This is a genomic window from Arthrobacter sp. Soil762 (genome assembly GCF_001428335.1).
Lineage (GTDB): Bacteria > Actinomycetota > Actinomycetes > Actinomycetales > Micrococcaceae > Arthrobacter.
The window spans coordinates 149,722-175,238 of the sequence record NZ_LMSG01000023.1; the positions used below are offsets into that span (position 1 = coordinate 149,722).

General features: G+C 64.5%; 23 protein-coding genes, 1 tRNA gene and 1 pseudogene. 5 read left to right on the forward strand and 20 right to left on the reverse strand.

The annotated features are described in order from the left end of the window. Positions 1 to 48: 48 nt before the first annotated feature. The 9 genes from ASG77_RS20470 to ASG77_RS20510 form a co-directional block, all read right to left on the reverse strand. A complete protein-coding gene (locus ASG77_RS20470; RefSeq protein ID WP_056349406.1) occupies positions 49 to 942 on the reverse strand; it encodes a F0F1 ATP synthase subunit gamma in 894 nt (297 codons plus the stop codon). Positions 943 to 1,016: 74 nt separating this feature from the next. Further along, positions 1,017 to 2,654: a F0F1 ATP synthase subunit alpha gene (gene atpA / locus ASG77_RS20475; protein WP_056349668.1), complete on the reverse strand. Its 1,638-nt coding sequence runs from the start codon at positions 2,652 to 2,654 to the stop codon at positions 1,017 to 1,019. 83 nt (positions 2,655 to 2,737) lie between these two features. Further along, positions 2,738 to 3,565 (reverse strand): F0F1 ATP synthase subunit delta, encoded by an 828-nt coding sequence (locus tag ASG77_RS20480; RefSeq protein WP_056349409.1) that lies wholly within the window; start codon positions 3,563 to 3,565, stop codon positions 2,738 to 2,740. Continuing rightward, positions 3,565 to 4,116 (reverse strand): F0F1 ATP synthase subunit B, encoded by a 552-nt coding sequence (locus tag ASG77_RS20485; RefSeq protein WP_056349412.1) that lies wholly within the window; start codon positions 4,114 to 4,116, stop codon positions 3,565 to 3,567. Before ASG77_RS20485 ends, ASG77_RS20480 begins: the two co-directional genes overlap by 1 nt. 56 nt (positions 4,117 to 4,172) lie before the next feature. After that, on the reverse strand, positions 4,173 to 4,388 hold the full coding sequence (gene atpE, locus ASG77_RS20490; RefSeq protein ID WP_056349415.1) for an ATP synthase F0 subunit C: 216 nt from the start codon (positions 4,386 to 4,388) through the stop codon (positions 4,173 to 4,175). A gap of 79 nt (positions 4,389 to 4,467) precedes the next feature. Further along, a complete protein-coding gene (gene atpB, locus ASG77_RS20495; RefSeq protein WP_056349417.1) occupies positions 4,468 to 5,268 on the reverse strand; it encodes a F0F1 ATP synthase subunit A in 801 nt (266 codons plus the stop codon). Between the two features lie 81 nt (positions 5,269 to 5,349). Next, the gene (locus ASG77_RS20500) at positions 5,350 to 5,688 is read right to left on the reverse strand and encodes a hypothetical protein (RefSeq protein ID WP_056349421.1); all 339 of its coding nucleotides are present in this window, start codon (positions 5,686 to 5,688) and stop codon (positions 5,350 to 5,352) included. Then, a complete protein-coding gene (locus tag ASG77_RS20505; RefSeq protein WP_056349423.1) occupies positions 5,681 to 6,163 on the reverse strand; it encodes a hypothetical protein in 483 nt (160 codons plus the stop codon). The genes ASG77_RS20500 and ASG77_RS20505 overlap by 8 nt, the downstream gene beginning before the upstream one ends. Before the next feature lie 93 nt (positions 6,164 to 6,256). Then, complete coding sequence (locus ASG77_RS20510; RefSeq protein WP_056349425.1) at positions 6,257 to 7,369, reverse strand: MraY family glycosyltransferase; 1,113 nt, start codon at positions 7,367 to 7,369, stop codon at positions 6,257 to 6,259. Positions 7,370 to 7,676: 307 nt separating this feature from the next. Here ASG77_RS20510 and ASG77_RS20515 point away from each other — a divergent pair, with 307 nt between their 5' ends. Beyond that, positions 7,677 to 8,573, forward strand: coding sequence for a glycosyltransferase (locus tag ASG77_RS20515; protein WP_056349429.1), 897 nt, complete (start codon positions 7,677 to 7,679; stop codon positions 8,571 to 8,573). Here the strand turns inward: ASG77_RS20515 and ASG77_RS20520 are convergent. The 10 genes from ASG77_RS20520 to argS form a co-directional block, all read right to left on the reverse strand. Beyond that, on the reverse strand, positions 8,570 to 9,328 hold the full coding sequence (locus ASG77_RS20520; RefSeq protein ID WP_056349431.1) for a WecB/TagA/CpsF family glycosyltransferase: 759 nt from the start codon (positions 9,326 to 9,328) through the stop codon (positions 8,570 to 8,572). The genes ASG77_RS20515 and ASG77_RS20520 overlap by 4 nt on opposite strands. Further along, positions 9,325 to 10,113 (reverse strand): L-threonylcarbamoyladenylate synthase, encoded by a 789-nt coding sequence (locus tag ASG77_RS20525; RefSeq protein ID WP_056349434.1) that lies wholly within the window; start codon positions 10,111 to 10,113, stop codon positions 9,325 to 9,327. The genes ASG77_RS20520 and ASG77_RS20525 overlap by 4 nt, the downstream gene beginning before the upstream one ends. 15 nt (positions 10,114 to 10,128) lie before the next feature. Then, positions 10,129 to 10,998 (reverse strand): peptide chain release factor N(5)-glutamine methyltransferase, encoded by an 870-nt coding sequence (prmC, locus tag ASG77_RS20530; protein ID WP_056349437.1) that lies wholly within the window; start codon positions 10,996 to 10,998, stop codon positions 10,129 to 10,131. Between the two features lie 12 nt (positions 10,999 to 11,010). After that, the gene (gene prfA / locus ASG77_RS20535) at positions 11,011 to 12,084 is read right to left on the reverse strand and encodes a peptide chain release factor 1 (RefSeq protein WP_056349440.1); all 1,074 of its coding nucleotides are present in this window, start codon (positions 12,082 to 12,084) and stop codon (positions 11,011 to 11,013) included. A 107-nt stretch (positions 12,085 to 12,191) separates the two neighbouring features. Continuing rightward, positions 12,192 to 14,396, reverse strand: coding sequence for a transcription termination factor Rho (gene rho / locus ASG77_RS20540; RefSeq protein WP_056349443.1), 2,205 nt, complete (start codon positions 14,394 to 14,396; stop codon positions 12,192 to 12,194). A gap of 296 nt (positions 14,397 to 14,692) precedes the next feature. After that, the gene (gene thrB / locus ASG77_RS20545; protein WP_056349446.1) at positions 14,693 to 15,667 is read right to left on the reverse strand and encodes a homoserine kinase; all 975 of its coding nucleotides are present in this window, start codon (positions 15,665 to 15,667) and stop codon (positions 14,693 to 14,695) included. 2 nt (positions 15,668 to 15,669) lie between these two features. Continuing rightward, positions 15,670 to 16,776, reverse strand: coding sequence for a threonine synthase (thrC, locus tag ASG77_RS20550; RefSeq protein ID WP_056349448.1), 1,107 nt, complete (start codon positions 16,774 to 16,776; stop codon positions 15,670 to 15,672). After that, positions 16,777 to 18,093, reverse strand: a complete 1,317-nt coding sequence (locus tag ASG77_RS20555; RefSeq protein WP_056349451.1) for a homoserine dehydrogenase — start codon at positions 18,091 to 18,093, stop codon at positions 16,777 to 16,779. Beyond that, a complete protein-coding gene (gene lysA, locus ASG77_RS20560; RefSeq protein ID WP_056349452.1) occupies positions 18,086 to 19,591 on the reverse strand; it encodes a diaminopimelate decarboxylase in 1,506 nt (501 codons plus the stop codon). Before lysA ends, ASG77_RS20555 begins: the two co-directional genes overlap by 8 nt. A gap of 5 nt (positions 19,592 to 19,596) precedes the next feature. Further along, positions 19,597 to 21,246: an arginine--tRNA ligase gene (gene argS / locus ASG77_RS20565; RefSeq protein WP_056349456.1), complete on the reverse strand. Its 1,650-nt coding sequence runs from the start codon at positions 21,244 to 21,246 to the stop codon at positions 19,597 to 19,599. A 171-nt stretch (positions 21,247 to 21,417) separates the two neighbouring features. Here argS and ASG77_RS20570 point away from each other — a divergent pair, with 171 nt between their 5' ends. The 4 genes from ASG77_RS20570 to ASG77_RS20585 all read left to right on the forward strand — a co-directional run bounded on the left by ASG77_RS20570 (position 21,418) and on the right by ASG77_RS20585 (position 24,471). Beyond that, positions 21,418 to 21,891, forward strand: a complete 474-nt coding sequence (locus ASG77_RS20570; RefSeq protein WP_056349459.1) for an FMN-binding protein — start codon at positions 21,418 to 21,420, stop codon at positions 21,889 to 21,891. Between the two features lie 3 nt (positions 21,892 to 21,894). Beyond that, positions 21,895 to 22,761 (forward strand): FAD:protein FMN transferase, encoded by an 867-nt coding sequence (locus ASG77_RS20575; RefSeq protein WP_056349461.1) that lies wholly within the window; start codon positions 21,895 to 21,897, stop codon positions 22,759 to 22,761. Continuing rightward, a complete protein-coding gene (locus ASG77_RS20580; protein WP_056349464.1) occupies positions 22,758 to 24,320 on the forward strand; it encodes a ferredoxin--NADP reductase in 1,563 nt (520 codons plus the stop codon). The genes ASG77_RS20575 and ASG77_RS20580 overlap by 4 nt, the downstream gene beginning before the upstream one ends. Positions 24,321 to 24,398: 78 nt before the next feature. Beyond that, positions 24,399 to 24,471 (forward strand) — tRNA-Arg (locus ASG77_RS20585). Positions 24,472 to 24,865: 394 nt separating this feature from the next. Here ASG77_RS20585 and ASG77_RS22765 read toward each other — a convergent pair. Then, a pseudogene (locus ASG77_RS22765) lies at positions 24,866 to 25,517 on the reverse strand (DUF222 domain-containing protein); the annotation flags it as partial.

Genomic DNA, 25,517 nt, shown 5'->3' on the forward strand with positions numbered 1-25,517 from the left:
TTTAAGTTTGTTCTTTAGTGCAGGTACAGCTGGACCGGACCGTGCAGGCTAGGACGCGTTCAAGGCGTCAGCACCGGCAACAATTTCGGAAAGCTCCTGCGTAATTTCAGCCTGACGGGCAGTGTTGCGCAGACGCGTGTACTTCTTGATGAGGTCCGTGGCATTGTCACCGGCGGACTTCATCGCCCGCTGGCGGGCTGCGAGCTCGGAAGCTGCTGCCTGCAACATGGCGGCAAAAATGCGTGACTCGATGTAGCGCGGGAGCAGGGCATCAAGAACCTTCTCCGCTTCCGGCTCGAATTCGTAGAGCGGCAGGAGGTCCGACTCGGACGCAGCCTGCTCTTCGACAACCTCAAGCGGAAGAAGACGGATAACCGTCGGCTCCTGCGTCACCATGGACTTGAAGCGGGTGTAAACGACATGGATCTCGTCCACGCCGCCCTCTTCGTAGTCTGCAGCGAAGGCTTCGAGCAATGCCGCGCCGACCTCACGTGCAGTTCCAAACTCCGGCGCATCAGTGTTGCCGGTCCACACGCGCTCGTAAGAAAGGTTGCGGAAGTCGAAGTACGCCTGTGCCTTGCGGCCCATCACGTACGTCTTGACTTCTTTGCCCTCCTCGTGGAGCAGCTCTGTGAGACCGACCGCCTGCTTAAGCACGGTCGCCGAGTAGGATCCTGCAAGGCCGCGGTCTGCACTGATGACCAGGACAGCTGCCCGGCGGATTTGCGTCGGCTCGGTGACCAGCGGGTGGTCGATTTCGCTCTGGCTTGCGACAGCAGAAACGGCACGCGTAATGGCGTTTGCGTAAGGCAGTGAAGCCGCTACGCGTGCGCGGGCCTTGCCAATGCGCGAGGTAGCGATCAGTTCCATCGCCTTGAAGATCTTGCGCATCGACGTGGTCGAGCTGATCTTCTGGCGGTAGACCCGAATCTGGGCTCCCATACTTTTCCTTTCCTAAGATCCCGATGGCCGGGACTGCCGGAACCTCTGGGTTCCGGCAGTCCCTGCCAGCGAAACTAGCGCTTCTGCTTGACGATCTTTTCCTGGTCTACATCGGCTTCCGAGATAGCTTCGGGCTCCTCGTGGCCGGCGCCTACCAGGCGGTTGTCACCTTCACCGAAGAAGCCCTTTTTGAAGGCCACAATCGCGGTCTTCAGTGCTTCAGCGGTGTCATCGTCCATAACGTTGGTCTGCGCCAGCGTGGTCAGGATGGAGGACTTGTGCTTGAGGTGCTCCAGGAATTCGGTCTCGAAGCGGTTGATGTCCTCAACCGGAACCTCGTCGAGGTGGCCGTTGGTACCTGCCCAGATGGACACAACCTGGTTCTCGATCGGGAACGGTGAGTACTGGCCCTGCTTGAGCAGTTCCATCAGGCGGGCACCACGGGTGAGCTGCTGGCGCGATGCGGCGTCGAGGTCCGATGCGAACATGGCGAAAGCCTGCATGTCACGGTACTGGGCCAATTCCAGCTTCAAAGTACCGGAGACCTTCTTCATGGACTTGACCTGTGCAGCACCACCAACGCGGGACACAGAGACACCCACGTCGACGGCCGGACGCTGGTTGGCGTTGAAGAGGTCCGACTGCAGGAAGATCTGGCCATCGGTAATGGAGATCACGTTGGTCGGGATATAGGCAGAGACGTCGTTTGCCTTGGTTTCGATGAGCGGCAGGCCGGTCATCGAGCCGGCACCGAGCTCGTCGGAGAGCTTGGCACAACGCTCCAGCAGGCGGGAGTGCAAGTAGAAGACGTCGCCCGGGTAGGCTTCGCGTCCCGGCGGGCGGCGCAGCAGCAGTGAAACTGCACGGTAGGCCTCGGCCTGCTTGGAGAGGTCATCAAACACGATGAGGACGTGCTTGCCGCCGTACATCCAGTGCTGGCCGATGGCCGAACCGGCGTACGGTGCCAGGTACTTGAAGCCTGCGGGGTCAGACGCGGGGGAAGCCACAATGGTGGTGTATTCCAGTGCGCCGTTGTCCTCAAGGGTCTGACGGACAGCCGCGATGGTGGACGCCTTCTGACCGATTGCCACGTAGATGCAACGCACCTGCTTGGTCACATCGCCGGAAGCCCAGTTGGCCTTCTGGTTGATGATGGTGTCGATGGCGATAGCCGACTTGCCGGTCTGGCGGTCACCGATGATCAGCTGACGCTGACCGCGGCCGATCGGGATCATGGCGTCGATAGCCTTCAGACCGGTCTGCATCGGTTCGTGGACCGACTTACGCTGGGTCACGCCGGGCGCCTGGAGTTCCAGTGCACGGGTGGTTTCTGCCTTGATCTCGCCGAGGTCGTCGATGGGCTGGCCCAAGGGGTCAACCACGCGGCCGAGGAAGGCGTCGCCTACCGGTACGGACAGAACCTGCCCGGTGCGGTGGACTTCCTGGCCCTCTTCGATTCCGGTGAAGTCACCGAGTACGATGACACCGATCTCGCGGACGTCAAGGTTCTGGGCCAGGCCCAGGGTGCCGTCTTCGAAGCGAAGCAGCTCGTTCGCCATGACCGAGGGAAGGCCCTCAACACGGGCGATGCCGTCACCTGCGGTTGTTACACGGCCAACCTCTACGCGCTCTGCGTTTCCGGGTTCGTAGGACGCCGCGAACTCGTTCAACGCAATACGGACGTCGTCGGCGTTGATGGTCAATTCGGCCATCTGCAGTCCCTGCTCTCCTGTTTTCGTGATCATCGTTGCTCACGATGACCGGGGTTTCGTTTCGTTAAGTTGTGCTTGTCCGGCTATCCGGCCAGTTGGCGGTGAAGCTGTCCCAGCCGGGTGATAACCGAAGCGTCGAGCACTTCGTCACCCACCTGGACACGGATTCCGCCGATCAGTTCAGGATCAACGGTGACGTTGATCTTGAGCTCGCGACCGTACAGGGAATTAAGCCCTGCCTGGAGGCGGGCGAACTGCGTCTCCGTCAAGGGACGGGTGACGCTGACCGTTGCAATCCAGCGCTGCTGCCGTTTGGCTGCCAGTTCGGCGAACCGGGCTACGAGCCGAGTCGCCTTGATGCCGCGGGGCTGGGAAACTGCCTGCGCGATGAGGACTTTTGCTTCCTCGCCTGCGCCGGGATGCAGCTTCTGCGCCAACGCGGTCTTCGCTGCAGCACTGGCCTGCGGCTCCGACAGAGCACGTTGTACCTCGTGGTTGGAGGCAACGGCCTGGTTGAAGGAGAACAGATCGTTCTCCAGCTCTTCCAGCCCAGAGATTCCGGAGGCAGAAACGGCCGACTTGTTTTCAGCAACAGCGATAACCACCGTTGCGGCAAGCGTCTCGAGTGCATCGCCGATATCTCGGGCCGATGCCCAGCGTGAACTGGCCAGTCCGCCCGCGATGTCCGCAGCCTCAGCGGAGACTTTTCCGCCAACAAGCTGCCTGACAAGCGCCGACTTTTCGTCACCGGTGCGGGACGGGTCAGTCAGGGCGCGGCGCAAGCCAGCCGAGCTGTCCACCGTTCCCAGGATTCCGAAGAGTTCCTTAGCCAACTGCAGCGAGGCCAACGGAAGCTTTGCTTCCAGTTGGGTCAGCGCCGTGGTCAGCGATTCGCTCGATACACCTGACATTACTTAGCTGCACCTGCGTTCTGGTTCTCCAGATCTGCCAGGAAGCGGTCAACCACACGTGCGGAACGCTCGTCATCGTTGAGGGCTTCGCCAACGATGCGGCCTGCGAGCGTGGTGGCCAGCGTGCCTACCTCGGAGCGCAGGGACACAACTGCGGCCTGGCGCTCCGATTCGATCTGCACGTGTGCCTGTGCCGTGATGCGGGCAGACTCAGCGGCAGCCTTTTCCTTCAGATCTGCAAGGATCTGGGCGCCTTCAGCACGGGCTTCCTCGCGGATGCGGTTAGCTTCCGCGCGGGCGTCCGTAAGCTGCTGCTTGTATTCTTCGAGGGCGGCTGATGCTTCTGCCTGGGCCTTCTCGGCCTTGGCAATGCCGCCTTCGATTGCCTCAGCGCGCTCTGCAAACGTCTTCTCGAACATCGGGACAACGAACTTGACCACGATGAACATGAGGACAGCAAAGCCGGCGAGGACAACGCCCATTTCCCAGACGTTGGGTACCAGTGGGTTAGTCTCGCCCGCTGTGGCAGCTGAGATGATCACCTGGTTCATAATTCACCCGTCCTTATCTACTCGGTTCTGGATGTTCGCTTGGTTCTGAAGTCAGACTAGAGAACGAAAGCGAAGACCAGGCCAAGGATGGCGAGGGCTTCAGTCAGCGCGAGGCCGAGGAATGCGATCGGCTGCAGGACGCGCTGGGCTTCCGGCTGACGTGCTACGCCGTTGATGTAAGCAGCGAACACGAGACCAACACCGATACCACCGCCGATTGCGGACAGTCCGTAGCCGATGAGGTTGAGGGAGCCGTTGATGGTGCCTTCCATTTTTCTTCCTTTCAAGATGCCACCCATGTGGCAGGTTGTTTGGGTTGCTTCATCCCCGTGAGGGGAAGTTTGTGGGTGCCTAGTGGCTGTCCGCGTGCAGTGCGCCTTCGATGTAAATGGCGGTCAGCAGCGTGAAGACGTAGGCCTGCAGTGCCATGATCAGTGCTTCCAGCATGTACATGGCAACTGCGCCGGCGATGACCAGAAGGGAGGTTCCCTTGAGCAGGATGTTCTCCTGCATCACCAGGAACTCAATGCCGGAACCGGCGATCATGACGATCAGGTGTCCTGCCAGCATGGTGGCAAAGAGACGGAGGCTGTGTGTGACAGGCCGGACCAGGAAGTTCGAGATGATCTCGATCGGGATCACAATCGGGAGAATGTAGACCGGGACGCCCGACGGCACGGTGGCCAGCTTGAAATACTTCAGGCCGTTCTTCTTGATGCCGATGGCAATCCAGGTGACGTACACAATGCCCGCGAGGACATAGGCACCGCCGACGTGCGAGAAGCTCGGGAGCTGGATCACGGGAATGGCGCCGTAGATGTTGTTCACCAGAATGAAGAAGAAAAGGCTGAACAACAGCGGGACATACTTCATGAAATCTTTGCCGCCGATAATGTCTTTTGCAATGCCGTTTCGGACAAAGCCATAAGCCATTTCACCAGCGAACTGGAGCTTGCCGGGAACAAGCTGCTGCTTCCGCGCAGCTAGCAGAAAGAATGTGGCGATAATGACGACCGACAGGATTACCAGCAGCATCTGCTTGGAGAATCCGTCAGCCACCCCCCACGGCAGGATTGCCGGCAGGTGCATTTCTTCAATTCCAGGAGGATTGAACTCTCCTGAATCTTGGGCCGGGAGCGCAAGCGCGATCAACGCGTTTCCTCTCTGCAGTGTCCATCATTGGGCGTTGGTCGAGGACCCGCGGAATTGTGCTCCGCAGCTCCCCCTGTGAAATTATTTGGCATTTGTGTTTCCGTCCGCGGACGGGCCGCTGTCTGCGCTGCTCTTACCTGCCGTGGTTCTGGAACTGGTAAGGCCATGCATGTGGGAAAGATAGAAACCTCCGAGAGCTCCAAGCAGAGCGCCTGCGAGCACGATCCAGCGGGTTCCCCACAGATAATCCAGACCCCACCCTATCAAACTCCAGACGATGATTCCGCCAATAATGTAGCTAAAGACGGCCATTCCGGCGTTGTATCCGCCGTCGTTGTTTTCGGCCGACACCCCCGGCGTGGGCGCAGCGTTCTTGGGCACGGAAGAACCGTTTTTCGCTGTTCGTTTCCGATCAGGCATCGTTCGGCTCCTTGGGCTCGGGGTCGTTGTAAATCTGCAGGCGCGCCTTGCTGAAGCCATAGATTTCGGCAGCCTGCCAGAAGACAACAGTGGCAACGGCACCAATCAGGAACCATCGGTCATGAAGCCAGGCAGGTGCTCCGATCACAAACAGGACAACCGCGAAACCCACGACCTTGACAAAGTAGGTGGCCGCGAACATTCCGATGGCACCGGAGGGGTTATTGCGCCCCACGAAGTGGCCCACGAGAAGACTGATGGCAAAGAAGAGCATCACCAGGAGGCCGCCCAAAGTACTGGACAGAACGCCGCTGGGGCCGTTCAGGATCACAGCGGGGATGCCCGCCAGGATCAGTGCGCCTGCACCGGCAGCTGAACTGAGTGCGAGGAGGCGAAGCCACAGCGAGCGCGTGGGACCGGAAACACCAACGGGTCCGCTGCCGGACGAACGTCCGGGTTCGGCGTTGGAGGTCATAAGATCCCAATCGTCGGCGCCCTGGGGCTGGGTGGAGGGGCAGCTTGGGCTGCCCCTAAATTCTACACGAGATAGAAATAAATCCGAACGCCGTTACGCCGGCGACTGGTCACTGTGGCGGCGCAGGTATGGCCAGGCCGTAATCAGGCCCATGACCAGCGTGGCGAAGATGTCGGCGGCCAATACAACTTGCCAAGGGAAGACCGCAAAGGCCAATCCCCCGAAGGACAGGATGGCGGTCCAGAGGTACATCAGGATCACGGCCGTCCGGTGCGAGTAACCGATATCCAGCAGCTTGTGGTGGAGGTGGCCTCGGTCTGCGGACCATGGCGAACGTCCCCGCGCTGTCCGGCGGACGACGGCGAGGCCCAGGTCAAGCAGTGGCAGGAACAGCACGGCGAAGGGCAGCAGAATCGGTATGACTGTGGAGATACCGTTGGCGCGGTCGTACAGCCCTGACGTGATCTGGCCTGTGGAGACGATGCCGGCGGCTGCCATCAACAGGCCGATCAGCATGGCACCGGAATCGCCCATAAAGATCTTGGACGGGAACCAGTTGTGCGGCAGGAAGCCGATGCAACTGCCAACGACGACGGCGGTGAGCAGGGTGGCCAGGTCCGAGTAGTCCAACAGGACGGCATTCCGGTGCACCCAGTACGCCGTGAAGAAGAAGGCAGTTCCGCCGATGATGGCCACGCCGGCGGCCAGCCCGTCGAGGCCGTCAATGAAGTTGAAGGCGTTCATGGTGGTGACGATGAGCCCGGCCGTCAGCACGACGCGGAGCAGTTCGTTCTCCAGGTAGATCGGCTCCGGAACCCACGGGACTAAGGTCATCCGGACGCCCCAGATGGCCACCACCAGGGCTGCGGCGCTCTGGCCGATGAGCTTCACCCACCAACGGATGTCCAGGAGGTCATCCGCGATCCCCACGAGCACGATCAGGGCCGCGCCCGCCAGGACGCCCCATGGCGAGAAGTTGTTCCGGTAGATGTCCTTGACGAAGAAGGACTGGCTGGCCACGAGGAGGGCCACCAGCACGCCGAGGAAGATGGCAACCCCGCCCAACCGGGACACCGGCGTCGTATGCATGTCACGGCTGCGGATGGGGGCGTGGAGTTCAAGCCGGTGCCCGATGACGCGGGCACCCCAGGTGGCTCCGTAGGACACAACGGCAGCCGTCAGCCCCATAAGCAGGTACATAATCATGCGATAGCGGCCGTTTCGTCGGTGTGCGGCGCAACCCTGCGGGTGCGCACGGGCATGGACAGCGGCCCGAACAGGTGGTCCTCGATCGATGGGCTCACTGGCGGGGAATCTGACTTTCGATAAATGAAACTTCTCCGTCGCCGGGCGCGCAGCAGGCAGTGCATTTTTTCTTGTACGCAGTGCCTTACAGGGCTGTATTACAGTGGACTCTAGTCAAGATACTAGCGCCAACGGCTCCATGGCTTCGCGCCACACTGGCGCATTGCGAGCGGGGAATCCCCTGAAGGCCATGCTGAAAGGAATCCCCATGACCGTCCGGGTTGCAGTTGCCGCCGTGACATTTAATCGTCATAAAGAGCTGTCCGTCCTGCTGGACGCCATTAATGCGCAGTCCGCGGCAGTGGACACCATCTGCCTTGTCGACAGCGGCACGGAGCCGGCACGCGATGTGGCCGCGCGGCATGCAAATGTTGATTACGTCCGTTCCGAAGCGAACCTCGGCGGGGCAGGCGGCTTTGCCCTCGCCGCGCTGAAGGCGGTGGCCAGCGGTGCCAAATGGGTCTGGATGATGGACGACGACGCCGAGCCGGCGGATCCCGAATGCCTCGCCACACTCCTGCGTGAGGCTGAGGCACGCGACCTTGAAGCCGTGGTCCCGCTGGTGGTTGCCCCGGGCCATCCCGACCGGCTGTCCTTCTTCTTCCGGCTGGACGGGAAAGTCACCCACGACCGGGCCCAACTGGAAAAAGTAGGTTTCCTACCCAACGACGGACACTTCTTCAACGGTGCCCTGATCAGGTCCGACGTGTTTTTCAAGGTGGGCCTGCCGGACATGCGCCTCTTTATCCGCGGCGACGAGGTGGACTTCACAATCCGCCTCCGCAAGGCGGGCATCCGGTTCGGCACGGTGACCACCACCGCCATCACCCACCCGCATGCGTTTTCCGAGACGAAGCACGTCTTTGGTGCACGATGGCATGTGATCGTGCCGGATTCGGCGTTCAAACGTTACTACTACTACCGCAACCGCGGGTACCTGATCCGGCGCTATTTCCGGGTTAAGTCGCTGGTGGCCGACGTCGGCGGCTACCTTGGCTATTTTGCGCAGCGCCGTGACCTGAAGGGACTGCTCGCCTGGGCAAGTTCCTTCTCGAAGGGACTGCGTGCCAAGGGCTTCGCGCCGCTGGAGGACCAGAAGTTCTAGGACACGCGCCGCAGCCGGCGCCGGGCCAGCAGCCACAGCAGCACCCACGGCTCGCCAAACACGCGGTACGCCACGCGGCGGGGATGCAGCAGCAGGCGCCATGCCCATTCCAGCCCGAGCCTCCCGAGCCATCGAGGTGCAAGTTTCTGGATTCCGGCCAGCTGTTCGATCGCGCCGCCCACGGTGCAGTAGATGGCCGGTGGGAGCGTGCCGAGCCGGCGCTGCAGCACTGTTTCCTGCAGCGGCATGCCCAACCCGAGCAGGACTAGCTGGGGTTGCTGCTCTGCGAGCCAGCGCACAGCGGCCGTTTCGACGTCGTCGTTCCAACCTTCGCCGGGCAGGCCCGCTACCGTGGCACCGGGAACAATGCTCCGAAGTTTTTCGACGGCCAAGGCGTTCGCCTCGGAGCCGGCGCCAACCACCGCAATCCGCTTCAGGCCTGCCACCTTGCCCAGTGACGGCAACCAGTCCGTGGAACCCAGCCGGTACTCCATGACCGGCCCCACGCCTTTGCGCGTCCGGCTCCACAGCCACAGCACCGGCGCCCCGTCGAGGAGCACCACATCGCTGTCCTCATAGACGGAACGGAAGCCGGCGTCGGAATGTGTCAGCGTGACGCTGTGCAGGTTATGTCCGACGACGGTCCGTTTGGTCCCGTCGGCGACGAACCCCGCCAGCACCTCAAGCAGTTGGTCCACCTTGAGCGGCGTGGCGTCCACGCCAAGGACGGGGATGTGCTGGCGTACCAGGCTCACCCGTCAGTCTCCCGAACCGGCGCGGACGGCTCGTCGGCAGCTTTTTCAGCTGCCGGCTCTTCAGCGGCCGATTCGGCCGGCAGAGCGACAGGTTCAGATTCTTCCTCGGGCTCAGCCATCGGGATCTCGCCCAGGCCCAAGACGCCCGGAACGTGCTCCCGGAGCTGCTCCAGGGACACCGCGCCGTTGCGCACCACGCGCAGGAGCGCCCCGGTGGCATCCACGATCGTGGAGGGCACGGCGTCGGTTCCTTCCACCGGCCGGAAACCGCCTTCGAGGTAGACCTCCACGGACTCCGCGAGCTGGGCACGAGCCTCAGCGGCGGTCTGTGCCGGCGGCTGGCCGGTCCGGTTGGCGGAGGAGACGGCCAGCGGACCGGTCAGCGTCAGGAGTTCCTGGGCCACCTCGTCGGCGGGCATACGCAGGGCCACCGTTCCCTGGGTCTCGCCCAGGTCCCAGTCCAGTGACGGCTGGGCGTGCAGGATCAGGGTCAGTCCCCCCGGCCAGAACGCCTCGGCGAGCTTGCGGGCATCACCGGAAACGTCTGTGGCCAGGCCGTCCAGCGCGTTGATCCGAGGAATCAGTACCGGCGGCGGCATGGTGCGGCTGCGCCCTTTGGAGGCCAACAGCATAGTGACGGCCTGCGGCGAAAAGGCGTCGGCGGCAATTCCGTAGACCGTGTCCGTGGGGAACACCACGCACTTCTTTTCGCTGATGGCACGCTGGGCATGCTCCAGGCCAAGGGCGCGCTGATCCTCGGACGTGCAGTTGTAGGTTGTGGTCACTGGCCTATTCTTTCATCACTCGTGGTGCGGACCGGCAAGGACGGCGCTGGTGGCGCGTTCCTTGCCGTTGAGGTCCAGGTGTGTGGTGATCTCCCGCCAGGCACCCGTCCGCTGCATCATGCCGGCGATCCAGCCGGCCTGGACTTCCGCGTGTTCCATCACGAAGTAGCCGCCGGGAACCAGCAGCCGGGCAGCCGAGGCGGCCGCCGCCGTCGGAAGTTCCATGCCGTCCGCTCCCCCGCCGTACAGGGCTTCGGGAGGATCGTGCAGGGCAACTTCGGGTTCATTCGGGATGGCTTCGGCGGGAATGTAGGGCGGGTTGGAGATTACGACGTCGAAGGTTCCGTTAAGTTCCGGCAGCGCGTCGCGGAGGTCCCCCAGCACCAGCTTGACGCCCAGGGGCGCCAGGTTCCGGGCCGCCCACGCGTGCGCGAACGGACTGTATTCCACGGCGTGGACCTCAGCGCCGGGCACCTCGTGGGCGATGGAGCCGGCTATTGCGCCCGAGCCCGTGCCCAGGTCAACAATCCGCGGGCGTGCCATCCCCTTGACGTGGTCGATGACCAGCTGCACAACGGACTCTGTTTCCGGCCGGGGGATAAAAACCCCCGGCCCGACGGCGAGCTCCAGATACCTGAAGTGCGCCACTCCCGTGATGTGCTGCAGCGGGATCCGTTGGGCCCGTTCAGCGACAAGTTCGGCATAGCCAACAGGCGCTGGGGTGTCGCCCAGCATCATCGCCCGGAGCCTGCCGAGCCCCACACCGAGCAGGTGGTCCGCCAGGAGTTCCGCGTCGACGCGGGGGCTGGGGACCCCGGCGTCCCGGAGGATCACCGTGGCCTCGCTGACGGCAGCCGCGAGGGACTGCCCAGACCCGAGTGTCATGGGTGCCGGCGGCTAGTCGCCGATGGCGTCCAGGCGTGCCTGTTCGTCCATCTCGATGGCGGACTGGATGACCGGTTCCAGGTCCCCGTTCATGACCTGGTCCAGGTTGTAGGCCTTGTAGCCCGTGCGGTGGTCCGCGATCCGGTTCTCCGGGTAGTTGTACGTGCGGATGCGCTCCGAACGGTCCATAGTGCGGATCTGGGATTTACGCTGGGCCGAGTTCTCGGCGTCGATGATTTCCTGCTGGTGCGCCAGGATGCGGGCGCGGAGCACGCGCATGCCTGCTTCGCGGTTCTGCAGCTGGGATTTCTCGTTCTGCATGGCCACCACGATGCCGGTGGGAAGGTGCGTGATACGGACAGCTGAGTCCGTGGTGTTCACGGACTGGCCACCGGGACCCGACGAACGGTAGACGTCGATCTTGAGGTCGTTCTGGTTGATGTCCAGCTCTTCCGGCTCGTCAACTTCGGGAAGGACCAGGACACCGGCGGCAGAGGTGTGGATGCGGCCCTGGGATTCGGTGACGGGCACACGCTGCACGCGGTGGACGCCGCCTTCGAACTTGAGCCGTGCGTAGACGCCCTCGGCAGGATCGTTCGAGCTGCCCTTGACGGCCATCTGGACGTCCTTGTAGCCACCGAGATCGGATTCGTTGGCCGAGATGAGTTCAGTCTTCCAGCCGCGGGATTCCGCGTACCGGGTGTACATCCGCAGGAGATCGCCGGCGAAGAGCGCGGCTTCGTCGCCGCCTTCGCCGCCCTTGACCTCGAGGATCACGTTGCGGGCGTCGTCGGGGTCCCGCGGAATGAGGAGTCTGCGCAGCTTCGCCGAAGCCTGCTCCAGCGCTTCCTCCAGCACGGGAACCTCGGCAGCAAACTCAGGGTCCTCCGAGGCCATTTCCTTCGCAGCGGCGAGGTCGTCCTCCAGGGCATGCCACTTGTTGTATGCCTCCACGATGCCATTGAGCTGCGCAGAACGCCGCCCCAGCTTCCGGGCCAGCCGCTGGTCAGCATAGACAGCAGGATCACCAAGCTGCGCCTGGATAGCATCATGCTCATCAAGCAGGCCCTGTACGGACTCAAACATTTCAAAACCTCTTTCGACTCTTACAAGTCTAGTTTCACGGGGCTTAACGACGAACCGCCCAAAACATGCCGGCCATCTGGCCGGCATGTTTTGAGCGGTGAGCGCAGCTACTTGTCGTTATCCGACTTCGCGCCAAGCGTTGTCTTCTGGACCTGCATGAGGAACTCGACGTTGCTCTGGGTCTCCCGGATCTTGTTGGTCAGCAGCTCAAGGCTCTGCTGCGTTTCGAGTCCGGAAAGGACGCGGCGCAGCTTCCACATGATCTTGACTTCCTCGGGGGAAAGCAGGTTCTCTTCGCGGCGGGTACCGGACGCGTTGACGTCCACGGCCGGGAAGATGCGCTTGTCCGCCAGCTGGCGGGACAGGCGGAGCTCCATGTTGCCGGTGCCCTTGAACTCTTCGAAGATGACCTCGTCCATCTTGGAACCGGTCTCCACGAGCGCGGTTGCCAGGATGGTCAGCGAGCCACCGTTTTCGATGTTGCGGGCTGCACCGAAGAAGCGCTTCGGCGGGTACAGCGCGGCAGAGTCGACACCACCGGACAGGATACGGCCGGAGGCCGGTGCTGCCAGGTTGTAGGCGCGGCCCAGGCGGGTCATGGAGTCCAGGAGGACCACCACGTCCATGCCCATTTCCACGAGGCGCTTGGCGCGTTCGATGGAGAGCTCGGCCACGGTGGTGTGGTCATCGGCGGGACGGTCGAAGGTGGAGGCAATGACCTCACCCTTGACCGTGCGCTGCATGTCCGTCACTTCTTCGGGGCGTTCGTCAACAAGCACCATCATGAGATGGACCTCAGGATTGTTGGTGGTGATGGCGTTGGCGATGGACTGCAGGATGAGCGTCTTGCCGGCCTTCGGCGGGGAGACGATCAGGCCGCGCTGGCCCTTGCCGATCGGGGCAACCAGGTCGATGACGCGGGGGCCGATCTTCTTGGGATCCGTCTCGAGGCGCAGGCGCTCCGACGGGTACAGCGGAACCAGCTTGGCGAATTCGACGCGGTCCTTGAGCTCTTCCGGCGTCTTTCCGTTGACGGACGTGACGCGGACCAGGGCGTTGAACTTCTGGCGGGCGGTCTGCTGGCTGCGGTCTTCGCCGTCACGCGGTGCACGGATGGCACCGACGCAGGCGTCGCCCTTGCGCAGGTTGTACTTCTTGACCTGGGCCAGGGAGACGTAAACGTCGTTCGGGCCCGGCAGGTAACCGGAGGTGCGGATGAACGCGTAGTTCTCCAGCACGTCCAGGATGCCGGCGACGGGCAGCAGGACGTCGTCCTCGGTGACCTCGACGTCGTCGACGTCCGGTCCCTGGGTGCGTCCCCGACGGCGGTCGTTGCGGTCGCGGAAACGGTCGTTGCGGGAGTTGTCCCGGCTGTCCTGGCCGCCCTGGCCACCGGAGCGGTCATTGCGGTCGTTCCGGTCGCGGCGGTTGCGGCGGTTGCGGCGGCTGCCGCCGTCGGAATCGTCGTTGTCGCGGGTGTCATCGCGACGGGCGCCGTCACGCTGGCCGGCGTCACGGCTGCCTGCGTTGTCGCGGCCACCATCGGGGGTCTCGCGGGCGGTGGTTTCACGGGCTGCGGTGTCGCGGGCGGTGGTTTCACGGGCTGCGGTGTCGCGGGCGCCACGGGTGCGGCCGCTCTCACGGCGGTCAGCACGCTGGCCGTCGCCTGATTCGGGAGCCGTGGAATCAGCACGCTGGGTTTCGGTGCGGTCAGCCTGGCGCTGTTCAGCGGCGGGCTGCTCGGCCGGAGCCTCAGTGGCTTCTGCCTGCGTTGACGTGGCGGCCGCATCGCCGCGGCGCCGGTTCCGGGTGCGCGGCTGGCGGCGTTCGCCTTCAGCTGCTGCGCCGGCCTCAACGGGCGCTGACGCCGGAGCCTCAACGGGTGCGGCGGCCGGAGCTTCGGCGGCTGTTGCCGTGGCGGGGGCTGCAACTACTCCGTCGCTGACAGCGCGGCGGCTGCGTCCACGGCCACGGGCGCGGGTCCCCTCAGCGGCCGGGGCCTCCGAGGTTTCGCTTGCGGCAGCCACCGGTGCGGCAGCTGCAGGGGCGACGTGGTTTTCGGTCGCCTTCTCGGCAGCCTTGGCCGGGGCCTTGCTGGCTGACGTGCCAGCGCGATGGGCGGAAATGGCGGTCACCAGATCCCCCTTACGCATACGGGATCCACCGGAAATCCCCAGCTGGCTGGCAAGTGCCTGCAACTGGGCGAGCTTGAGGCCGGCGAGGCCACTGCTCTTGGCGGGTGCGGCCGTTGACGATCCGGCAGCAGAAGTTGATGGTTCCACAGCTGAAGACAGCTCAGTGGTTTCGGTCACGAAGGATCCTTCCCCCTCGACGGCGTCCAGACTGGGAGCTGGACGCGATGATTTGATCTGGGCTGCAGTTCAGATCTGCAGCCGCATTGTCGGTCTTGCCGGTTGGATTTCGGCCAGCAGGGCCGGATACTGATTCACCTCACGCACCGATTAATGGCGGGGCGCTGGGCTGACGGTTCAGGGGCAGACAATTCAGCTGCAGATTCCTGCGACAGACCAAGCAGGTGGCACCGGAAAATATTGCGCAGTAGGAGATCACTAACAACTGAATGCAGCTGCCGATCAGATAGGCGGAATTACCGCCGGTGCAAGTCCACCTTAGCACCTTCGACGTCCACTGCCAGCTTCAGCACGCGCCAGCCGATGCCCGGCGTGTTCGCCTCTGTAAAGGACGCAATAAACCCAAGGACCTCGGCGGCTTCGGCTTCGCCGTCGGCGAGAACCAGCACCGTAGGTCCGGCACCCGAAACCACTGCCGCGTGGCCCGCGTTGCGCAGTGCCCAGATGAGGGAAGCGCTGGGCCGCATCGCCTCGGCCCGGTAGCTCTGGTGCAGGTAATCCTCCGTACCGGCATGCAGGAACTCGGGCTTCTGCGTCAGCGCATGGATCAGCAGCGCCGCCCGGCCGGAGTTCATGGCCGCCGCATGATGGCCCACAGACGCCGGCAGCAGGGCTCGCGCTGCCTCGGTGGACAATTCAAAATCGGGGACGGCCACGATGGGAATCACGGAACCGGCCACGGTAGCGCACGTGCTGCTGTACCGCTCACTGTCCTGCCATGACAGCGCCAGTCCGCCGAAAATCGCGGGCGCGACGTTGTCCGGATGGCCTTCCATCTCGCTGGTCAACTGCAGGATCCAGTCCCGCCCGCGACGCGCCGCTTCGGGCACCATGGCGTTGGCAGCCGAGACGGCCGCCACCACTGCCGACGCCGATGATCCCAGGCCCCGGCCATGGGGGTTGACGTTCGTCGCCGTGATCCTGAGGCCGCCGTGCCGGTAACCAAGCCGGGAAAAGGCAGCCTCCATCGCCCTGACCACCAGGTGACTGGCGTCCTGCGGCAGTGTGTCCGCCCCCTCGCCGCTGAGCTCGAAGACGAGCTCAGCGGATTCGAGGCTTTCCACCGTCAGGGTGTCGTGCAGTGCCAGGGCGAGGCCCAGGCTGTCGTAACCCGGTCCAAGGTTGGCGCTGGTGGCCGGGACCCTGACGGTGACGCGCTGGCCTGCTTCGATGACGGGCAGGTCAACGGCGGTGGGCGAGGTGGTTTCCAAGGCTACTTTTCTTCCAGTCCCAGTTCAGCTGCGACTGTCACGACGTCGTTCGAGACCTTGACCGGCTGCACTTCACTGCCGTCCTCGGTCCGGAGGGCCCATTGGGGGTCCTTGAGGCCGTGGCCGGTCACGGTGATGACGATGGTCTTGCCGGTCGGAACTTCACCGGCGGCGTGCTTCTTGAGCAGTCCGGCCACACCGGCGGCGGAGCCGGGCTCCACAAAAACGCCTTCGCGGGCGGACAGCCAGCGGTGGGCATCCAGGATCTGTTCGTCAGTCACGGCGTCGATGAATCCGCCGGACTCGTCACGTGCCGCAATGGCACCGTCCCAGGACGCCGGGTTGCCGATCCGGATGGCAGTGGCGATGGTGTCCGGCTCCGTGATGGGGTGCCCCGCCACGAACGGTGCCGCGCCGGCGGCCTGGAAGCCCCACATCTGGGGGGTCTTGGTGGACACGGCAGGCAAGGTCCCGGCTGTTTCGGATTCGAACGGCGCCGAGTACTCCTTGTAGCCCTTCCAATAAGCCGTGATGTTGCCGGCGTTGCCTACAGGCAGGACGTGGATGTCCGGAGCATCGCCGAGCGAATCGACAATCTCAAACGCGCCCGTCTTCTGGCCCTGGATGCGGGCGGGGTTGACGGAGTTGACCAGGAATACCGGGTAGGACTCCCCCAGCTTCCGGGCAATGTCCAGGCAGTTATCGAAGTTGCCGTCCACCTGGAGCAGCGTGGCGCCGTGCGCGATGGCCTGGCTCAGCTTGCCCATGGAGATCTTGCCCTCGGGGACCAGCACGGCGCATTTCAGTCCCGCTGCCGTGGCATAGGCCGCGGCGGATGCTGAGGTGTTGCCGGTGGACGCGCAGACCACGGCCTTGGCACCGGACGCAACGGCGGCCGTCATGGCCATGGTCATGCCGCGGTCCTTGAACGAACCGGTGGGGTTCATCCCCTCGACCTTCAGGTACACGGTGGAACCGGTGAGCTCGGAAAGCTTCTGCGCGTGGACCAGCGGAGTGCCGCCCTCGCCCAGCGTGATGACCCTGGTGGATTCCGTTACGGGCAGCCGGTCAGCGTATTCGCGGATAACGCCGCGCCATTGGTGAGCCACTTAGACTCCTTCTACCCGCAGAACGGATGTCACTGAATTGATGACGTCGAGGCTCTTGATGGCCTCGACGGTTGCTGCGAGTGCGGCTTCGGATGCACGGTGCGTGACGATCTTCAGTTCTGCCGACTCGACGTTGGAGGCGGCATCCCGGTGGATGGTCTGCCGCATGATTTCGATGGACACGCCGTGCTCCGCAAAGAGGTGGGCGATGCGCGCAAGCACACCGGCCTGGTCGGCAACATCGAGGCCGATGTAGTAGCTCGTGTCCGAGGCATCGATCGGCAGGGCCGGCACGTGGCCGGTGGTGGTCTCCGTGCGGCCGGGGCCGCCCAGGACCAGGCGGCGAGCTGCGGAGACGAGGTCACCCAGCACTGCGGACGCCGTCGGGGTTCCGCCGGCGCCCTGGCCGTAGAACATCAGTTCCCCGGCGTTTTCAGCCTCGATGAAGACGGCGTTGAACGCGCCGCGGACGGCCGCCAGCGGGTGTTCGCGCGGCAGGAGCGTCGGGTGGACGCGCACGGAGATGCCCTCGCCGCCGTCGGCGCCGACGATTTTTTCCGCGATGGCCAGCAGTTTGATGACGAAGCCGGCTTCCTTGGCGGAGGCGATGTCGGCAGCGCTGACCTTGGTGATGCCCTCGCAGTAGACGTCCTCCAGCGAGAAGCGGGTATGGAAGGACAGCGAGGCAAGGATGGCAGCCTTGGCGGCAGCATCGTGGCCTTCGACGTCGGCGGTGGGGTCAGCTTCGGCGTAACCGAGCCGCTGGGCCTCGGCAAGGGCGTCCGCAAACTGCGCGCCGGTGGAGTCCATCTGGTCCAGGATGAAGTTGGTGGTGCCGTTGACGATACCCAGCACGCGGGTGATGCGGTCTCCGGCCAGGCTGTCCCGGATGGGGCGCAGGATGGGGATGGCACCGGCTACGGCGGCTTCGTAGGACAGCTGCACGCCGGCCTTGTCGGCCTCTTCGTAGAGGGTGGGGCCGTCCTGGGCGAGGAGGGCCTTGTTGCCGGTGACTACACAGGCGCCGTTGCGCAGCGCGGAGAGGATCAGCGTGCGGGCAGGCTCGATCCCGCCCATAAGCTCGATCACCAGGTCGGCGTCCTTGACCAGGGTGTCGGCGTCGGTGGTGAAGAGGTCCTGCGGCAGGTCCACATCCCGCTTGGCATAGACGTTGCGCACCGCGATGCCGCTGAGCTGCAGACGCGCCCCGGTACGGGCGGCAAGGGCGTCGGCGTCCTCAATGAGAATCCGCGCAACCTGGGCCCCAACGTTGCCACAGCCCAGCAGGGCTACTTTCAGGGTTCGCAATTCAGTCATTCGGCACTCCCATGTCGCGGTTAAGCAGATCTTCTTCGGTTTCCCCGCGGACAATCAGCCGGGCAGATCCGCCGCGCACCGCGACAACGCCCGGCCGGGCCAGATAGTTGTAGTTGCTTGACAGGGCCCAGCAGTAGGCGCCGGTCCCCGGTACAGCAAGCAGATCACCGGCTGCCACGTCCTCGGGCAGATATACATCTCTAACAACTATGTCGCCGCTCTCGCAATGTTTGCCCACCACGCGGGACAGCTGCGGGGCCGCGGCGGACGTACGGGAGGCCAGAATCGCCGAATAATCCGCGTCGTAGAGCACCGGGCGGGCGTTATCGCTCATGCCGCCGTCCACTGACACATAGCGGCGGGGATGCGTAACGTTCTCCTGGCCCGCTTCGCCGGCCGGAGCGTCCACCCGCACGGTTTTCAGGGTGCCCACCTCGTACAGCGTGAAGGTGGTGCTGCCGACAATCGCGCGTCCGGGTTCGATGGAAATCCGGGGTGACGTGATCCCCAGCTCGCCACACGTGGAACGCACGACGGCGGCCATCGCCTGCGCGATGTCGGCTGCGGGGCGGGGGGTGTCCACCGGGGTGTAGGCAATGCCGTAGCCGCCGCCAAGATCCAGCTCGGGCATAACAATGGAGTACTTTTCCTGCATGGCCGCGTGGAAGCGCAGCAGCTTCTGCGCAGCCAGTTCAAAGCCGTCCGGCTCGAAGATCTGCGAGCCGATGTGGCAGTGCAGGCCCAGCAGCTCGATGCTGGCGTAGCCCGTGGCAGCCGCCACGGCTTCCTCCGCGGCTGACAATCCGGCCTGCTCGGTGGAATCCCCGGCCATGGAGAGGCCGAACTTCTGGTCCTCGTGGGCGGTGGCGATGAACTCGTGGGTGTGCGCGTGCACGCCCGGCGTCAGGCGCAGCATGACCTTTGCAATTTCCCCGCGGCCCGAGGCGATCTTGGCCACGCGGTCCAGCTCATCGAGGCTGTCCACCACGATGCGTCCCAGCTTCATATCCAGCGCACGGTTTATCTCGGCGTCGGATTTATTGTTTCCGTGCAGGCCCAGGTTTTCGCCCTGGATGCCGGCCCTGGCGGCCACAGCGAGCTCGCCGCCGGAACAGGTGTCCAGCCGGAGCCCTTCGTCCGCCACCCAGGCAGCTACTGCGGTGCACAGGAAGGACTTGCCCGCGTAGTAGACGTCCACTCCCCCGCAGATGTCGGCGAACGCGGCGTCAAAGGCGTCCTTGAAGGAGCGGGCGCGGGCCCGGAAATCGGTCTCACTCATCACAAAGAGCGGTGTGCCGAACTGTGCCTTGAGCTCGCTGACGGCGATGCCGTCGATGGCAAGCTCACCGGCGTCGTTCTTCCGGACATCCTGCGCCCACATAGGCTCGTGGAGCGCGTTCAGGTCCGCGGGAACGGCGAGCCACTCGGGTGCCAGCTGGGATGCGGTGTTGGTGTCGTGTGCTGACTCGTCCAGTGCTGAAGTTTCCTGTGCCGACATGGGTATTACATCCGTTCCGGCGCGGATACGCCCAGCAGGTCCAAGCCGTTGGCCAGCACCTGGCTGGTGGCGTCGTTCAGCCACAGGCGCGTGCGGTTAACGTCGGTCACCGGTTCGTCACCCATGGGTGCGATGCGGCAGGCGTCGTACCAGCGGTGGTAGGCGCCGGCGATGACCTCAAGATGGCGGGCCACGCGGTGCGGCTCACGCAGTTCTGCGGCCTTGGCCACGATGGACGGGTAGCTGCCCAGGTAGGAGAGCAGTTCGTTTTCCGTGGCATGGTCCAGCAGGGATGCCTCGAACGCGCTGCGGTCCACGCCTGCGGCCACGGCGTTGCGGGCCGCGCCGCGAGTACGCGCATGGGCGTACTGGACGTAGAACACCGGGTTCTCGTTGCTGTGCTTCTTCAGCAGGTCCGGGTCAAGGGTCAGCGGCGAGTCTGCCGGGAAGCGGGCCAGGGAGTACCGCACGGCGTCCTTGCCCAGCCAGTCGATCAGGTCCTTGAGCTCGATGATGTTGCCGGCCCGCTTTGACAGCTTGGCGCCGTTGACGGACACCAGCTGGCCGATCAGCACCTCGATGTTGACCTCGGGGTCATCACCTGCGGCGGCGGTAATGGCCTTGAGCCGGTTGATGTAGCCGTGGTGGTCCGCGCCGAGCAGGTAGATTTTCTCGGTGTAGCCGCGGTCCTTCTTCGACAGGTAGTAGGCAGCGTCGGCAGCGAAGTAGGTGGGTTCGCCGTTCGCGCGGATCATGACGCGGTCCTTATCGTCACCGAAGTCCGTGGTCCGCAGCCAGACCGCACCGCCGTCGTCGAACACGTGGCCCTGTTCGCGGAGACGCGCTACGGCACTTTCAATAGCGCCGGCGTCGTGCAGTTCCTGCTCGGAGAAGAACACATCGAAATCGACGCCGAAATCGGCGAGCGTGGCTTTGATGTCCTTCATCTGGGCTTCGTATGCGGCGGCACGGATGACCGGGATGGCCGCCACTTCGGTCAGCTCGCGGATGTCCGGGTGCGCTGTAAGCACCTCGTGGCCCAGGTCCGCGATGTACTGGCCGGGGTAGCCGCCGTCCGGGACCGGAAGTCCGTGAAGCCGGTTGTAGACCGACTGCGCGAAGACGTTCATCTGTGTGCCGGCGTCGTTGATGTAGTACTCCGCGGTGACTTCAGCGCCGGACGCACGCAGCACCCGGGCGATGGCGTCGCCGAGAGCGGCCCAGCGGGTATGCCCGATGTGCAGCGGTCCGGTGGGGTTGGCCGAGACGAACTCCATGTTCACGGTGTGTCCGGCGAGCGCCGAGTTCGTGCCGTAGTCACGTCCGGCTTCCACGATGGCCTTCGCCAGGGCACCCGCAGCGGCGGCGTCCACGGTGATGTTCAGGAAGCCGGGACCAGCGATATCCACGGCAGCGACGCCGTTGATGGACTTCAGGCGGGCGCTCAGGACGGTGGCGAATTCGCGCGGGTTGGTGCCGGCCTGCTTGGACAGCTGGAGGGCGATGCTGGTGGCCCAGTCGCCGTGCTCCCGGTTCTTCGGTCGCTCCACGCGCACCTCATCAGGGACAGCTGATGCGGAAAGCGCGATTTCGCCAGCGGCGACGGCGTCTTTCAGGCAGGCGGATATGGCGAGGGAGAGTTCTTCGGGAGTCACCCCTCTAGCCTACCGGGGGCCGCCACTGGGACGAATTTTGGGGTGGTGCGTGACTGGTTCCGCACAACTTTTCCTCACAGCGGACGCACTGCTGATTCACAGGGTGAACCATTACGCTGAATCCGACGTTGAGTACAGCGTAAGCACCCAGCCCACGAAACGAGCCCCATCATGAGACCGTCAGTCCGCACGAGTGTTTTCGTCGGCATCGCCGGCCTGTCCCTCGCTGGAACAGTGGCCAGCTGCGCGCCGTCGGCCACGCCTGCGGCGCCCGCCGCGACTTCCGACAGCACGTCCGGCGCCACCACGGCCCCTTCCGGTACGGCATCATCGCCGGCCGGCAGCGCCTCCCCCTACCAGGACGGCACCTACAGCGCTGACGGCACCTATGTTTCCCCCAACGGGACCGAAACCGTGGGGGTTGAGCTGACGCTCGCCACGGGCACGGTCACGGCCGTGAACATCACCCAGCACCCCTCGAACCCCAACACCCGGAAATTCCAGGGCGAATTCGCGGGCGGGATCGCAGCGCAGGTTGTGGGCAAGAGCATCGACGAACTCAACGTCTCCAAGGTGGCAGGATCCTCGCTCACCAGCGGCGGCTTCAACCAGGCCCTGGACAAGATCAAGGCCGAGGCCCAGTAGGCCGTGCCGGACCCGGAGGACTTCCGCTTCGACGGGATCGGAACCCGTTGGGAAATCTCCACCCCCCGTCCGCTTGACGCCAGCGTCCGTGTCCGGCTGCTCGCCTTGGTGGAGCGGTACGACGGCGACTGGTCCCGGTTTAGGTCCGATTCGACCGTCGGTGCCATGGCCCGCCAGCCCGGTCGGTATGAGCTGCCGCCGGAAGCGGCGGACCTTGGCCGGCTGTACCGCTCGCTGTATGAGGTCACCGGCGGTGCAATGACGCCGCTGATCGGCGGCAGCCTGGAGCGCCTCGGGTACGACGCGGCCTATTCCCTGCGGCCGGCAGGGAACGCGCTTCCGGCACCCCGCTGGGAGGACGTCCTGGTGTGGGACGGCAATGTGCTGGCCACCTCCGCTCCCCTGGTCCTGGACATCGGTGCCGCCGGTAAGGGGCAGCTGGTGGACCTTCTCGCTATTGAGCTGCGCTCCTGCGGCGTGGAATCCTTCGTGATTGATGCCAGCGGCGACCTGCTGCACCGCGGTCCTGATCCGGTGTCCGTGGCGTTGGAGCACCCGTACGATCCGGCGAGGGCCATCGGGACCGTGCCGCTGGCAGGCGGCGCCTTGTGCGGGTCAGCCTCAAACCGACGGGCATGGGGCGACGGCCTGCACCATGTGCTTGATGGCACCACAGGGCTGCCCGTCAGTACGGCGGTAGCCACGTGGACCATGGCGGACAGCACCATGGTGGCCGATGCCCTGGCCACCGCCCTGTTCTTTGTTCCGGGCAGCGAGCTGGAACGGAGTTTCGATTTTTCCTGGCTGACGGTTTTTTCTGACGGAAGCGCTGCCTACTCGGCCGGATTTGAAGGGACACTGTTCTCATGAGCCCCGTTGACGCCCCCAAGGCAACTGCCGTTTTCACTGCCGGCCGGCTGGACACCCTGCTGGGCAAGTACACGATGTACCGGCTGATCCTGCTGGTGCTGGCAGCCCTTGCCGCGTACAGCCTCCTGCTCAATGCCCTTGGCTGGCTCACGTTCGGCATCCCGCAGATGCTCGTCCACCTGGCGCTGTGTCTTGGCCTGACCTACGTGTCCAACCGAGGGCTGGCTGCACTTTTCCACGTCCGCCCGCATTCCGAATCGTCGCTGATCACCGGCCTGCTGCTGTACTTCCTCTTCTGGCCCTCCTTGATGGCCCTGGATATGGCGGGGGTGGCCCTGGCCTGCGTGCTGGCCTCCGCCTCGAAATACGCGCTGGCCTGGCGTGGCCGGCACGTCTTCAACCCCGCCGCCGCCGGGGCGTTTGTCACCGGGCTGACAGGGCTGAACATAGCAACGTGGTGGGCAGCGACCCCCGCCATGCTGTGGCTGCTGGTTCCGGGCGTCCTCCTGGTGCTCTACCGGACGCGTAAGTTGCTCATGGCGGCCGTGTTCCTTGTGGTTGCCACATCAATTGTCAGCGCTGAGCTGCTGCAGGCAGGGCTTACCCTGGGCAGCGCACTCTGGCAGGCCTTGGCGCAGCGGCCGCTGCTGTTCTTCGTCGGCTTTATGCTGACGGAGCCGCTCACCCTCGCTCCGCGCCGCTGGCAGCAGCTCGCGCTCGCCGCACTGGTTGGTGTGGTGTTCGCAGTGCCGTATAACTTCGGCTTCATCGCCAACTCGCCGGAACTGGCCCTGCTGGTCGGCAACCTGCTTGCGTTCCTTGTGGGCCAGCGCGGCGGGCTCAGGCTCCGGTTCGCTGGCTCCCGCCCTCTGACGCCCAGCACCACAGAGTTCGCCTTTGAACCGTCCCGGCCCGTCCGGTTTGTGCCGGGACAGTACATGGAACTGGATCTGCCGCACGCCAAGTCTGACGGAAAAGGCCGACGCCGGGTGTTCAGTTTGACCAGCGCCCCCGGTTCGGCGACGGTGAAGTTTGGCGTCCGGACGGCGGAGCCCCTGTCCGCGGCGAAGAAAGTCCTGCTGGACCTGAAGCCTGGTGATGAGGTGGCCGCCACATCCGTGGGCGGAGATTTTATCCTGCCCCGCGATCCCCGGGCCCCCGTCCTGCTGATCGCCGCGGGCATCGGTATCACGCCCTATCTTGCGCATCTGGCTTCCGGCGCCGCGCAGGACCGGGACGTGGTTCTCCTCCTGCTGGCGCGCAACGCTGCCGAAATTGCCTACGCGGCCGAGCTGCAGGTGTCCGGGGCGCGTATCCTGGCACGCCTCGCTGACGGTTCGGTCCCGCCGTCGTTCATCACCGATGCCGGGACGCTGGAATCCGGGGGCGCTGCCGCTGGCGCCCGGCTGGACGGAGATTCCCTAAAGGCCCTCGTTCCCGACATTGCCGGCCGCGCTGTCTATATCTCCGGGTCCCCTGCGAGCGTCGCATCGCTGCGCCGCGCAGCCCATAAGGCGGGCTCGCGCCGGGTACACGTGGACTCTTTTTCGGGCTACTGAACAGGGCCGTTTTTCCTTGCAGGCACCTTCCTGCTAAGCTCTAGGACGTCCCGCTGGCAACGGCAGGATCCCTGAATTGCCCTCGTAGCTCAGGGGATAGAGCGTCTGCCTCCGGAGCAGAAGGTCGTTGGTTCGATTCCAATCGAGGGCACAGATGAAACCCCCGCCGCTTGCAAAAGCGGCGGGGGTTTCTGCGTTCCTCCCCCACAAGCGCGAGCGGACACTTGAGGCCCGACCGAATAAAGGGCGAACGGACAGGGACCGCATGTGTGCAACGGCGTGTCTGCCTTACGCTGACCCTTCAGACCCCGCGGCAGGAGCCGCCCTCACCACGCAGCCCAGCTACGGCGGCGTAGTGCTCGATGCCCCCGTTGTTTCCAGCGCCGGCCAGTCTGGTGGTTCCCAGTCGGGGTGTTCGCTGGTGTAGTGCCGTCCGGACGGTGATRTCCAGCCGGGTGGTTCGTTCTTGGTGGCCGAAGTTGGTGTCCAGCCGCTGGTGTGTTTGAGTCTGTGGTGGCGTGGGCACGGCTGGCCGAGGTTTGAGNTTGCTGGTACCGCTCGCCCCCATGTAGTGCCGTCCGGACGGTGATGTCCAGCCGGGTGGTTCGTTCTTGGTGGCCGAAGTTGGTGTCCAGCCGCTGGTGTGTTTGAGTCTGTGGTGGCGTGGGCACGGCTGGCCGAGGTTTGAGATTCCGGTGGTGCCTCCGTGGGCCCAGGCGAGGAGGTGGTCCGCTTCGTTGTCCAGGGATTGGTTGCTGCAGCCGGGGAACGGGCATTTTCCGTCCCGAAGCCTGAGCCATTGGCGTTGGGCTTTGGTGACCCGGTAGCTGGTCCGCCCGATCTCCAGCGGCGCCCCGTCGCGCGGGTCGATCAGGACCCGGTGAAAGGACTCCGCGCCGTCTGCGATCAGTTGCCGGGCCATGGACGGCGGGATCGGCCCGTACCCGTCGAGCATGGCCGGTTCATCGGTGAGGCCCAGCAGCGCGAACACCGGGACCGTGACGAGGACCTGCGCCTTCGGTGACGGGAAACCCCCGGCCGGGTTCCCGTCGTCAGTGCCGGCTGCATCACCGGTTCCGCCGAGGAGCCATGCAGCGGCCACGTCCGCCCGCAACTGGGTGAGGGTCCGGGATTCGTCGGGGCCCTGCAGGGCCCGGGCTGCGGTGGTGGTCCGGTTCCAGATCCCGGCTGCCTGAT

Excerpts from the sequence above, each read along its gene's own strand:
- ASG77_RS20570 (WP_056349459.1), top strand. The coding sequence starts at position 21,418 with ATGAGACCGTCAGTCCGCACGAGTGTTTTCGTCGGCATCGCCGGCCTG.
- atpA (WP_056349668.1), bottom strand. The coding sequence starts at position 2,654 with ATGGCCGAATTGACCATCAACGCCGACGACGTCCGTATTGCGTTGAAC.
- ASG77_RS20510 (WP_056349425.1), bottom strand. The coding sequence starts at position 7,369 with ATGATTATGTACCTGCTTATGGGGCTGACGGCTGCCGTTGTGTCCTAC.
- ASG77_RS20580 (WP_056349464.1), top strand. The coding sequence starts at position 22,758 with ATGAGCCCCGTTGACGCCCCCAAGGCAACTGCCGTTTTCACTGCCGGC.
- lysA (WP_056349452.1), bottom strand. The coding sequence starts at position 19,591 with ATGTCGGCACAGGAAACTTCAGCACTGGACGAGTCAGCACACGACACC.
- ASG77_RS20505 (WP_056349423.1), bottom strand. The coding sequence starts at position 6,163 with ATGACCTCCAACGCCGAACCCGGACGTTCGTCCGGCAGCGGACCCGTT.
- ASG77_RS20470 (WP_056349406.1), bottom strand. The coding sequence starts at position 942 with ATGGGAGCCCAGATTCGGGTCTACCGCCAGAAGATCAGCTCGACCACG.
- ASG77_RS20485 (WP_056349412.1), bottom strand. The coding sequence starts at position 4,116 with ATGAACCAGGTGATCATCTCAGCTGCCACAGCGGGCGAGACTAACCCA.
- ASG77_RS20515 (WP_056349429.1), top strand. The coding sequence starts at position 7,677 with ATGACCGTCCGGGTTGCAGTTGCCGCCGTGACATTTAATCGTCATAAA.
- ASG77_RS20480 (WP_056349409.1), bottom strand. The coding sequence starts at position 3,565 with ATGTCAGGTGTATCGAGCGAATCGCTGACCACGGCGCTGACCCAACTG.
- prfA (WP_056349440.1), bottom strand. The coding sequence starts at position 12,084 with ATGTTTGAGTCCGTACAGGGCCTGCTTGATGAGCATGATGCTATCCAG.
- prmC (WP_056349437.1), bottom strand. The coding sequence starts at position 10,998 with ATGACACTCGGGTCTGGGCAGTCCCTCGCGGCTGCCGTCAGCGAGGCC.
- ASG77_RS20555 (WP_056349451.1), bottom strand. The coding sequence starts at position 18,093 with ATGACTGAATTGCGAACCCTGAAAGTAGCCCTGCTGGGCTGTGGCAAC.
- ASG77_RS20500 (WP_056349421.1), bottom strand. The coding sequence starts at position 5,688 with ATGCCTGATCGGAAACGAACAGCGAAAAACGGTTCTTCCGTGCCCAAG.
- atpE (WP_056349415.1), bottom strand. The coding sequence starts at position 4,388 with ATGGAAGGCACCATCAACGGCTCCCTCAACCTCATCGGCTACGGACTG.